We start from the raw sequence: 12494 nt of genomic DNA on the forward strand, positions 1-12494 counted from the left end.
ATGACTGAAAATACTAAAGTGGTTGTTATTGGTGGTGGATTAGGTGGTATATCTGCTGCAATTAGAATGGCACAAAGTGGCTATGAAGTATCATTATTCGAACAAAATGAACATATAGGAGGTAAAGTCAATCGCCTTGAAACGAAAGGGTTTGGTTTTGATTTAGGACCTTCTATATTAACTATGCCTCAAATTTTTGAACGTTTATTCGAATATAGTAATAAACATATGGAAGATTATGTAACAATTGAAAGATTACCATTACAATGGCGAAGTTTCTTTACAGATGGTACATATATAGATTTATATGAAGGAATAGAACAAACATTTTCAAATAATGACCAACTATCTTTGACTGATAAAGAAGAGTTACAAAATTATTTAGAATACACACGACGTATACAGCGAATTACAGAAAAAGGCTATTTTAATAAAGGGTTAGACAAATTAAAAGGTATTATAAAATATCATGGGCCTTTACGTTCTTTAAAAGAGTTTGATTATTTTTCTACTATGCAACAAGGAATAAATCAACGTGTTAGTAATCCTAAATTAAGAGATATGTTAGGCTACTTTATCAAATATGTAGGTTCATCTTCTTATCATGCACCAGCAGTATTATCAATGCTATTTAATATGCAACAAGAACAAAGTCTATGGTATGTTCAGGGTGGTATACATCTACTTGCTCAAGCATTAGAACAACTTGCTATAGAAGTAAGGGTTCAAATTCACACTAGTGTAACTGTTAAAAATATAAAAACCTATCATGACGACGTAGTAGGAGTTAGATTAGCAGATGATAGATTTTTTGAAGCTGACTATATTATCTCTAATATGGAAGTTATTCCTACATATAGAGAATTATTACATTTTAATCAAAAACGTATTGATAAATTAGAAGGCGTATACGAACCGGCTAGTTCTGGATTTGTAATGCATTTGGGTGTCAGTAAATCTTATCCTCAGCTACGACATCATAATTTTTTCTTTTCCAGTAATTCAAAAAGAAATTATGAAGAAGTATTTGATCAAAAAATATTACCTCAAGACCCAACGATTTATTTAGTAAATACGAATAAAACTGACTCAACTCAAGCACCTAATGGTTATGAAAATATAAAAGTTTTACCACATATCCCATATATTCAAGATAAACCTTTTAAAAAAGAAGAGTATCAAATATTTAGAAACATCGTATTAGATAAATTAGAACGTATGGGACTAACTGATTTAAGACAGTATATTATATATGAAGATTATTGGTTACCTGAAGATATTGAGCAACATTACCGTTCTAATAGAGGAGCAATATATGGTGTTGTAGCAGATAAAAAGAAAAATAAAGGTTTCAAATTCCCTAAATGTAGCCAATATTTTAATAACTTGTACTTTGTTGGTGGTTCCGTCAACCCAGGAGGCGGTATGCCTATGGTTACTTTAAGCGGACAACAAGTAGCAGATATGATTAATCAAAGAGAGGGATTTAAAGGAGAAAAATAGTGAGAATTATTCAATATATTATTACTGTTTTTACAATGTTATCAATAGTGTGTGGTCATTTTATATATAATCGTAGATATAGATTGAACCATCAGAAAACAAATAATAGCCATGATGTGAAAGAAATAAATGGGAGTAATCCAATCATAACTATTATTATTCCTGCTAGAAACGAAGCTCATAGATTACCACAATTACTGGAATCCTTATTAACGCAAACTGGAAATTTTAAAGTGATTGTCATGGATGATGGTTCTATAGATGACACAGTGAAGGTTGCAAAAGCATATCAAGTTGAAGTTCATCAAGTTCAATATTCCATTGAAGATAAATGGCGTGGTAAATCACGCGTATGTTATGAAGGAATCAAGTATTGTAATAGTAAATTAGTAATGTTTGTGGATGCAGATGTAGTATTTGAAAATAACGAAGTCATTGAGAAACTTATTCATACTTATCATCATCAAAACGATAAAGGGTTACTAAGTGTTCAACCTTATCATAAAACACGAAACACATATGAAAGTTTATCAGCAATTTTTAATTTAATGACTGTAGTAGGTATGAATCACTTCTCATCTTTAAAGAAACAGAAGGACAATAATATAGCATTTGGGCCAATATTGTTAACTAACATAGATGACTATTTAGCTACTAATGGGCATCTGAATGCAGAACACAGTATTATTGAAGGCTTTGCAATTGGCCAAGTTTATCAACAACTTAATTTACCTGTCACACTTTATGAGGGAAAAGGTAATATTCATTTTAGAATGTACGAAGAAGGTTTGAAGGTATTAGTTAAAGGTTGGACCAAGCATTTATCTGTAGGTGCTAATCAGACAGAGTCACGCATAATGTTTGCTATAATGATTTGGCTATTTGGTTCTATAATGACTAGTTTAGGAATAATATTTAGTTGTATTTATAAACCTATTTCAAAATTTAAAATGTTAACGCTATACTTTATCTATACAATTCAGTTTATTCAATTGCATCGACGTGTTGGTAATTTTTCTAGGATATTGTTATGTTTACATCCATTACTATTTTTATTTTTCTGTAGTATTTTTGGGAAATCATTGTGGCATACATATATTTTGAAAAAGGTTGAATGGAAAGGTAGACACTTTGACATTCATTAAAGTGAATAGTATTAAAGCAACAGGAGGTCAAATAATGACAACGATTAATGAAAGTTATAAATATTGCCATCAAATTATGAAAAAGTATTCTAAAAGTTTTTCTTATGCGTTTGATTTATTACCTGAACATGAGAGGCGTGCGATATGGGCAGTATATGCAGTATGCCGAATTATAGATGATAGTATTGATGAAGAACAAGACCCTGAAAAGTTACAAGCTATTAAAGAAGATATTCAATTAATTGAGGCACAAGAAGTTCAGTCAATTGATCAATTCAAAAGTGATGAGCTTATTATGTTAGCTTTTTTAGATGCGTCAAAACAATACAAAATGGAATATCAATCATTATATAATCTTATTCATGCTGTATCAGAAGATGAAGATTTTGAAATGTTTAAAGAAGATAAAGATTTGATGGGATATTGTTATGGTGTAGCTGGCACAGTAGGTGAAATATTGACACCTATTTTGACTGAACATCCCGATGAAGAAACTTATGAAGTATCGAGACAATTAGGAGAAGCTTTACAATTAACTAATATTTTACGTGACGTTGGTGAAGATTTTGAAAAAGGTAGAATTTACTTTAGTCAATCAATGATTAATCAATTTGATGTAGATATAAAACATGCCTTCCATAATCAACCTACACAAAATTATATTCAATTATGGGAACATTACGCTCAAATTGCAGAAAAAGATTATCAATATACTTTAGATCATTTGGAAGTATATAAACCTGAAGCAAGACCAATTATAGAATTAGCAGCACTCATTTATAAAGGAATTATTGATGAAGCACGACAACACGATTATCCATTACATCGTCGAGTTTATGTTTCTAGAATTAAAAAATTAAAGATATATAGACAGATTAAAAATAAATATCAAGAATAGGATGAATGCGAATTGAATATTGCTGTAATAGGTGCAGGTGTAACTGGATTAGCCTCGGCAGCTCGACTAGCCGCAAAAGGACATCAAGTCACACTATTTGAAAAGAATAATAAAATTGGTGGACGAATGAATCAATTTACGAAAGATGGTTTTACCTTTGATATGGGTCCCACTATTGTAATGGTGCCTGAAGTATACAAAGCAGTGTTTGAGGATTGCGGACAGCGTTTTGAAGATTACGTTGAAATGGAACAATTACGATACATTTATGACGTCTACTTTGATAAAGATGACAAAGTACGTGTACCTACTGATTTAGCTGAATTACATGATACGTTAGAACAGATTGAACCAGGAACAACACACGGATTTATGAAATTCTTAACTGATATTTATAAACGATATGAGGTTGCGAGAAAATACTTTTTAGAACGTACATACAGAAAACCATCTGACTTTTATAATATGACATCATTGATTCAAGGATATAAATTAAAAACATTGAATCATGCTGACAACCTAATTGGTCAATATGTAGATAATGAAAAAATTCAAAAATTACTAGCCTTTCAAATGTTATATATAGGAATAGATCCTAAACGAGGTCCATCATTATACTCTATCATACCGATGATTGAAATGATGTTTGGTGTTCATTTCATTAAAGGTGGAATGTACGGCATGGTTAAAGGATTACAAAAGTTAAACGAAGACTTAGGTGTCGATATTCAATGTAATGCAGATATTGAAGAAATTATTATAGATCCTAAATATAAGACAGCAGATGGTGTCAAAGTAAATGGTTTGGTCCAGCGTTTTGACAAAGTATTATGTACAGCTGACTTTCCTTATGCAGCACAAGAATTAATGCCTAAACATGCACCTATTAAAAAATATCCACCTCAAAAGATAGACAAATTGGATTACTCTTGCTCTGCTTTTCTAATGTATATTGGAATAGATAAAGATATTACAGAAGATGTGTTATTGCATAATGTCATATTTTCAAATCATTTCAGACAAAATATTGAAGAGATTTTTGGCGGTGATATATCAAAAGATCCTTCATTATATTTATATGTACCAAAAATAGGAGATCAATCATTAGCACCAGAAGGTCAAACAGGGCTATACGTTCTTATGCCAACGCCAGAACTTAAAACAGGACAATTAGAGTGGGATAACGAAAATTTTATAAATGAAGTTAAAGATATTATTTATCGTAAACTGGAAACGATTCCTACATTAGAAAGTATTAAGGAACACGTCATATCAGAAACGATTTTTACTCCAGAAGATTTTGAAAGTAAATTTAATGCTAAATTCGGTACTGCATTCGGTTTAATGCCGACATTATCACAGAGTAATTACTTTAGACCACCTAATGTTTCTAAAGACTATCAAGATTTATACTTTGCAGGTGCAAGTACCCATCCGGGAGCAGGCGTACCTATCGTATTAACTAGTGCTAAAATTACAGTTGATGAAATACTTAAAGATATAGATAATCAGATTTAAATTAAAAGTTAGCGGAGTGTAATAACTCTGTTAGCTTTTTTTGATTAAATCATCTAAAAATTAAGAATATTGACAATATTTTAACGGTTGATAAAATGAATGTACTAATAGATGATTATAAAAATAGTTGAATAATGTATAAAGGGGGCGTTTTAAGTTGAAAATGTCGAATCGATTAGCGGCTATCCCTGAGAGTTATTTTGGAAAAACGATGGGACGTAAAATTGAACATGGACCATTACCATTAATCAACATGGCTGTTGGTATTCCAGATGGAGAAACACCACAAGGTATTATTAACCACTTTGCTGAAGCATTAAAAATACCTGAAAATCAAAAATATGGTGCCTTTCACGGTAAAGATACTTTTAAACAAGCTATTGTAGATTTTTATCTAAGACACTACGGGGTCGAATTAGATAAAGATGAAGAAGTATGTATACTATATGGTACAAAAAATGGGTTAGTTGCATTACCAACATGTCTAGCAAATCCAGGTGACAACGTCTTATTACCAGATCCAGGATATACGGATTATTTGGCAGGTGTGATGCTAGCTAACGCTAACCCAGTTCCATTAAATTTAGAACCGCCGTATTATTTACCAAATTGGGATGAAGTGGATGCAGAAATATTAGAAAAAACAAAGTTAGTTTATTTAACCTATCCTAATAATCCTACAGGTTCAACTGCTACGAAAGCAGTGTTTGATGAAGCAATACAAAAATTTAAACATACAGATACCAAAATCATTCATGATTTTGCATACAGCGCATTTGGTTTTGATGCTAAAAATCCAAGTATTTTATCTTCAGAAAATGGAAAGGATGTAGCAGTAGAAATCTTCTCATTATCTAAAGGATACAATATGTCAGGATTTAGAGTTGGTTTCGCAGTAGGTAATCGTGACATGATTCAAGCTTTGAAAAAATATCAAACACATACAAATGCTGGTATGTTTGGAGCGTTACAAGACGCAGCTACTTATGCATTAAATCATTATGATGACTTTTTAGAAGAACAAAATGCCACATTTAAACGAAGACGAGATATCTTTGAGAGTAAATTAGAGGAAGCGGGAATACCATTTGTTCATTCAACAGGAGGCATTTATTGCTGGTTGAAGACCCCACCTCAATACGATAGTGAAGCGTTTGAACAGATGTTATTAAAAGAACAATCAATTTTAGTCGCACCTGGTATACCATTTGGTGACAATGGAAAGTATTATGTCAGACTTTCATTAGCATTATCTGAAGAACAACTTGAAACAGCAGCAAAACGATTATCAACATTATACAATTTATATGAAAAATAATGTGTAGGGGATGTTAGTATGACTAAAATAAAAATAATGAGTGTACGTGATGAGGATATTGTCTATATTGAAGATTGGGCTAAGAAGAATAACGTTGAATATGAACTATCACGTCATCCTTTAACAGACGATAATATAGATGAAGTAGAAGGATTTGATGGACTATCACTTTCACAACAAATACCTATCTCTGAAGAAGTATTTGCGAAGTTAAAATCATTTGGTATTAAGCAAATCGCTCAAAGAAGTGCGGGGTTTGATACATATGATTTAGAATTAGCATCAAAGTATGGCATCGTTGTTTCCAATGTGCCGTCATACTCACCAAGCTCAATTGCTGAATTTGCAGTGACGCAAGCAATTAATATAGTTAGAAACTTTAATGCGATTCAAAATAAAATGAAAGTACATGATTTTAGATGGGAACCTTCGATATTATCAAAATCAATAAGTGAATTAAAAGTAGCAGTAATTGGAACAGGTAGAATTGGAAGTATTGTTGCCAAGATTTTTGCACAAGGATATGATTGTGAAGTTGTAGCGTATGATCCGTTTCCAAATGAAGTTAGTGAAGAATATGTAACTTATCAACCTACATTACAAGAAGCAATTGAAGGTGCAGATATAGTGACATTGCATGTGCCTGCTACAAAATACAACCACCATTTATTTGATAAACACATATTTTCTCATTTTAAAAAAGGAGCTGTATTTGTAAACTGTGCTAGAGGCTCATTAGTAGATACCAATGCATTATTATCTAGTATAGATAGTGGACAAATCAAAGGAGCTGCTTTAGATACGTATGAATTTGAACGTGGATTATTCCCTAGTGATCAACGTGAACAACAGTTTAATGATCAATTATTGCAACAATTAATTGATAGAGAAGATATCATTATTACGCCGCATATTGCATTTTATACAGATGCTGCAGTAAAAAATTTAATCGTTGATGCATTAGATGCAACATTAGAAGTACTACAAACTGGAACAACACACTTACGAGTAAATTAAAAATGGGGGGATTGAGACATAAACCCCAAAATAAAAGCACTAAGGTGATTAAAAATAAATCATCTTAGTGCTTTATCTATACTCAATGCTTTATTTGAATTATTTAACATCGTAACCTTGATCTTCAATAGCATCTTTCATGTCTGATAATTGTACTTTATCTTCATCATAATCGACACGTACTTGACCATTGTCTAAATTAACTTCTGCTGCAGAAACACCATTGATTTTTGCTAGTGCAGATTCAACTGCATTTTTGCAATGATCGCAACTCATACCTTCTACATTTATAATTTTTTGTCCCATTTTATTCACCTCTATAAATTAATGACTTACTTCTATTTTATTACTATATTGCATAACTTGAAAGCAAATTACATATCAGTTAGTGTTGAAATTATTTTATAATACGTTTTAATCTTAGGGCATTTGTGACTACACTGACAGAACTAAGTGCCATTGCAGCACCAGCAATCCAAGGGGCGAGTAGGCCTAATGCTGCAATAGGGATGCCGGCTATATTATAACCAAATGCCCAAATTAAATTTTGTCGTATGTTACGCATTGTTAATTGGCTAATACTTAATGTTTTAGGTAGTAAGGATAAATCACCACCTAATATAGTTATGTCGGCGGCTTCAATCGCAACTTCAGTTCCAGTACCCATCGCTATACCAATATCAGCTGTTACAAGTGCAGGAGCATCATTAACGCCATCTCCAACCATGGCAACTTGTTTATCTTCCTTTTGTAAGTGTGTTATATGCGCAGATTTTTCGTCAGGAAGTACATTCGCTATAACACGATCAATACCCACTTGTTGTGCAATAGCTTGAGCAGTATTATCATTGTCACCTGTTAGCATAACAACATTAATATTCATATCGTGTAATCGACGAATTGATTCAACTGCATTGTCTTTAATAGTATCTGCTACTGCTATCATACCTTGATAAACGCCGTTAATAGCGATAAGCATGACAGTTTTACCATTGCTCTCCCAATCTGTCATTTTAGATTCAATATGATTTGAGAGTTCAACATTATTTGATCTCATTAACTGGCGATTACCTACTAGAACTTGTTTTTGACTAACAGATGATTCTACTCCATGACCAGGCAGTGCATTAAATGTATCTGTATTTATTAAGTTGATATCATTTGTTTGAGCATGGTCAACAATTGCTTTTGCAAGAGGGTGTTCAGAAGCATATTCTGCACTTGCAAGTAATTGTAATGTTTCGTTATCACCCTCAAAATCAGTTACAACAGGCTTACCATTTGTAATAGTACCTGTTTTATCTAATACGATAGTATCAATATTTTGTGCTTGTTCAACGTATTGACCACCTTTAAATAAGATGCCTTTTTCAGCAGCACGACCAGTACCTACCATAATAGATGTTGGAGTTGCCAATCCTAATGAACATGGACAAGCGATAACTAATACTGAAATAGCGGCTACAAGTGCTGGTTCAAATTGTCCAAAATGAACTAACGTAATCCAAATAATAAATGTGAGTAAAGCAATACCTATAACAGTAGGTACAAAATATCCAGAAATTTGATCTGCTAAACGTTGGATAGGTGCTTTAGATCCTTGAGCTTGTTCAACGACTTTAATGATATTAGCTAGTGCGGTATCATTACCTACTTGAGTAGCTTGAATAACAATGGCGCCATTTTGATTAATTGTCGCACCAATAACTTTATCGTTGATTTGTTTATCTACAGGTATAGATTCACCTGTAAGCATAGATTCATCTATTGACGTTGTACCTTTTAGAATAACGCCATCAACTGGAATCTTTTCACCTGGTTTAATTAAAATATTATCATTTACTTGAACATCTTTTACAGGTATCATCATTTCTTTATTGTCTTTAATAACACGTGCTTCTTTAGCTTGAAGGCTTAATAGTTCACCTAATGCATTAGTAGTTTGTGTTTTAGCTTTCGTTTCTAAATATTTACCAAATAAAATTAAAGTAATTAACACTGCACTCGTTTCAAAATAAAGATGAGGCATTTGAGTTGTGTGATTGAGCCATTTAAACATTTCATAGATACTATAGAAATAGGCAGCACTCGTGCCTAATGCCACTAATACATCCATATTTGCGGAACCATTTTTAAGATTTTTATAGGCGCCTTTATAGAATTGCCAACCTATAATGAATTGTACCGGTGTGGCTAATATGAATTGGAACCATGGATTCATAAATATTGAAGGTAATGGCATATGAAACAAATGAACTAACATCGTTGCTAGTAATGGTATTGATAATATAGCAGCTATGACTAATTTAGTAAGTTGCTTTTTAAGTCGTTTATCTTTATTAGAATATTGATTTTGTCCTTCTTTTACTTTTGCATCATAGCCTAAATTTTGTATTTTAGAAATGAAATCATCGCTATTAACTACTCCACGATAATATTCAACAGTAGCTTGTTCGGTAGTTAAATTGACGTTGGCATTGATAACACCATCAATTTTATTAAGTACTTTTTCAATACGATTAGAACATGCTGCACATGTCATGCCAGAAATCGTTAATTCTACACTTTCTTTAACGACATCATAGCCTAAATGTTGAATTTCGTTAACGTAATCCTCAGTATGATATTGTCCTTGATGATCATCAATTGTTGCTTGCTCAGTTGTAATGTTAACTTGAGCAGTAACATCATCAAGTTTATTGAGTTTCTTTTCTATTCTATTTGAACACGCAGCACATGTCATTCCTGTGATATCTATAGTTGTTTTTTTGTTATTATCCATGTGAAAGCCTCCGTTTCTTCTCATCATTAATGTACCCCCTATAGGTATATAAGTCAAACACATTGTTTGCCAAAAGAAGAAAGTAAGACTAGATAATAAAAAAATCCCACACAAATATTTTAAGAAACATTTGTGTGGGATTTTATCATCTATATTAACAGCTAATATGCTGGAATTGTAGCTCTTATAAATAGAATGGATTTTTGGTTAACGAGTTAGAAAAAGTCTGAAGGGGAAAATTGTTTAAGATCAATATCTTTAACTTGATTGATGTCATAATTAGAAATATTTTCTAAGATTTGACCATCTTTTGCTTGTTGATAATAACGATCGGCTTCATTAATAACGTCATGAGTTTGGAAAGTTTTGACCACGCCTAAAAGTATAAGAACTGCGATTGCTGATTTTAAAATACGTTTCATGATATTGGCTCCTTTAATGTGTTGGTAGAGTCTATTATAAAAAATATGTTGATAAAAAACATGAGGCTATAGTATTGATGTGAACTCGTACTTCAGTATGATTCTTAAAGAATAGCCCTATAAAGGTGTATAAGTAGTTTTATATGTAAGTTTATAGGGAAGGTCAATAAAGATTAGGAAAGGGGCAAAACTATGAACTTATTAGAATTTCATCAACAAATTAAAGGATATACGCAACCACAACAACCAGGCATTGAAGCTGACATGAATCCTAAACCAATTGCTGAATTAGACGAATATAAAGCAGCTGGAAAATTAAAAGGAAAAGTAGCACTTATTACTGGCGGAGATTCTGGTATTGGACGCTCTGTAGCAATTCTATTTGCTAAAGAAGGTGCTAATGTAGCTATCGGATATTATAATGAACATCAAGATGCAGAAGATACCGTTAATCGATTAAAAGAACTAGGTGTCGAGGCTAAAGCATATGCGCATGATTTAAAAGACGAAAAGCAATCACAACAACTTATCAAAGATGTTGTAGAGGATTTCGGAGGACTTAATATATTAGTTAATAATGGTGGCGTACAATTTCCAAGAGACCATTTTGAAGAAATTACGCCAGAACAAGTTAAAGAAACATTCCAAACTAATATTTTCGGCATGATGTTTTTATCACAAGCTGCCGTACCATATTTAAATGATGGAGATACGATTATTAATACAACAAGTGTGACAGCTTATAGAGGTTCAGGACACTTGATTGATTATTCAGCAACAAAAGGCGCCATTGTATCATTTACGCGTTCATTAGCTACAACACTTATGGAGAAAAATATTCGTGTAAATGCAGTTGCACCTGGACCGATTTATACACCTTTAATTCCTTCTACATTTGATGAAGATAAAGTTGAAAATCAAGGCGGTGGCACTCCTATGGGACGTAGAGGTCAACCAGCAGAGCTAGCACCTTCCTATGTATTTTTAGCTACATCTGCTGATAGTTCTTATATTACTGGACAAGTAATTCATGTTAACGGTGGAGACTACATGACAACATAGGAGTTAATATAGAAAAGAGTAATTGTTAGGGTGAAAAGATTAATGACTGAAAAGGAAAAAATGTTAGCTCATCAGTGGTATGATGCTAATTTTGATAATGAATTAATTGAAGATAGAAAGAAAGCTAAAGACTTATGTTTTGAATATAATCATACGAGACCTAGTAATGAAACAAAAAGACATGAGATATTATCGACTTTATTTAATGCAAAACTTGAAAATATAAGTATAGCGATTCCTTTTGATACAGATTATGGTTGGAATATTACCTTTGGAAAAAATGTATTTTTAAATACTAATTGCTATCTAATGGATGGCGGAGGTATCACTTTTGGAGATAATGTATTTGTTGGTCCCAATTGTGGATTCTATACAGCAACACATCCATTAAAGTTTAAAGACAGAAATAAAGGTTTAGAATTAGCTGAAGAAATTATAGTAGGAAGTAATACATGGTTTGGGGGTAATGTAGCAGTTTTACCTGGAGTTACTATAGGTGAAGGCAGTGTAATAGGTGCGGGTAGTGTAGTGTCTAAAGATATACCACCAAATAGTTTAGCAGTAGGTAACCCTTGTAAAGTGATACGTCAAATAGACAATGAATAAATAAATGAGATATAGTCCATAAGATTAATTTAGGTTATTCCTGAATATGATTTCTTATGGACTTGTTTTTTATAAAAAGTAAAATATAAGCCTTTATAAGTTGAGACTAATTTTCATTTCTTTAATATTTTAGTTAATTTTTGAAATATTAAGATTTTTAAATGAAAGCGATTGCAAAATTACAATGATACATAGTAGAATGAAAGAAAGGTTGAGATAAAGT

The 12494-nt window shown here is 32.2% G+C and carries 11 protein-coding genes; 8 read left to right on the top strand and 3 right to left on the bottom strand.

The window, feature by feature from the left end; all coding sequences use genetic code 11:
- The 6 genes from CD121_RS08975 (at position 1) to CD121_RS09000 (ending at position 7399) form a co-directional block, all read left to right on the top strand.
- On the top strand, positions 1-1503 hold the full coding sequence (locus CD121_RS08975) for a phytoene desaturase family protein (RefSeq protein ID WP_126567981.1): 1503 nt from the start codon (positions 1-3) through the stop codon (positions 1501-1503).
- The gene (locus tag CD121_RS08980) at positions 1503-2648 is read left to right on the top strand and encodes a glycosyltransferase family 2 protein (RefSeq protein WP_119622370.1); all 1146 of its coding nucleotides are present in this window, start codon (positions 1503-1505) and stop codon (positions 2646-2648) included. Before CD121_RS08975 ends, CD121_RS08980 begins: the two co-directional genes overlap by 1 nt.
- Before the next feature lie 34 nt (positions 2649-2682).
- Entirely contained in the window at positions 2683-3546 is an 864-nt protein-coding gene (locus CD121_RS08985; RefSeq protein ID WP_017636589.1) for a phytoene/squalene synthase family protein, read from the top strand.
- A 12-nt stretch (positions 3547-3558) separates the two neighbouring features.
- Positions 3559-5064, top strand: coding sequence for a phytoene desaturase family protein (locus CD121_RS08990; RefSeq protein ID WP_017636588.1), 1506 nt, complete (start codon positions 3559-3561; stop codon positions 5062-5064).
- A 163-nt stretch (positions 5065-5227) separates the two neighbouring features.
- Positions 5228-6382 (top strand): aminotransferase class I/II-fold pyridoxal phosphate-dependent enzyme, encoded by a 1155-nt coding sequence (locus tag CD121_RS08995; RefSeq protein ID WP_182725434.1) that lies wholly within the window; start codon positions 5228-5230, stop codon positions 6380-6382.
- 18 nt (positions 6383-6400) lie between these two features.
- Positions 6401-7399 carry a D-lactate dehydrogenase gene (locus tag CD121_RS09000; protein ID WP_070453126.1) on the top strand — a complete coding sequence of 333 codons (999 nt, stop codon included), beginning with the start codon at positions 6401-6403 and terminating at the stop codon, positions 7397-7399.
- A gap of 99 nt (positions 7400-7498) precedes the next feature.
- On the opposite strand, the gene copZ is transcribed toward CD121_RS09000, so the two are convergent.
- The 3 genes from copZ to cwrA form a co-directional block, all read right to left on the bottom strand.
- Positions 7499-7705 (bottom strand): copper chaperone CopZ, encoded by a 207-nt coding sequence (gene copZ, locus CD121_RS09005; protein ID WP_046466993.1) that lies wholly within the window; start codon positions 7703-7705, stop codon positions 7499-7501.
- A gap of 91 nt (positions 7706-7796) precedes the next feature.
- Positions 7797-10181 carry a heavy metal translocating P-type ATPase gene (locus CD121_RS09010; RefSeq protein WP_126567983.1) on the bottom strand — a complete coding sequence of 795 codons (2385 nt, stop codon included), beginning with the start codon at positions 10179-10181 and terminating at the stop codon, positions 7797-7799.
- Positions 10182-10396: 215 nt separating this feature from the next.
- Complete coding sequence (cwrA, locus tag CD121_RS09015; RefSeq protein WP_029055986.1) at positions 10397-10603, bottom strand: cell wall inhibition responsive protein CwrA; 207 nt, start codon at positions 10601-10603, stop codon at positions 10397-10399.
- A 192-nt stretch (positions 10604-10795) separates the two neighbouring features.
- Between cwrA and CD121_RS09020 the strand changes: the two genes are divergently transcribed.
- Both CD121_RS09020 and CD121_RS09025 read left to right on the top strand, forming a co-directional pair.
- Complete coding sequence (locus CD121_RS09020; RefSeq protein ID WP_017636582.1) at positions 10796-11665, top strand: SDR family oxidoreductase; 870 nt, start codon at positions 10796-10798, stop codon at positions 11663-11665.
- 42 nt (positions 11666-11707) lie between these two features.
- On the top strand, positions 11708-12271 hold the full coding sequence (locus CD121_RS09025) for a sugar O-acetyltransferase (RefSeq protein WP_017636581.1): 564 nt from the start codon (positions 11708-11710) through the stop codon (positions 12269-12271).
- The last annotated feature ends 223 nt before the right edge of the window (positions 12272-12494 follow it).

Source organism: Staphylococcus pasteuri (assembly GCF_003970495.1).
GTDB lineage: Bacteria > Bacillota > Bacilli > Staphylococcales > Staphylococcaceae > Staphylococcus > Staphylococcus pasteuri.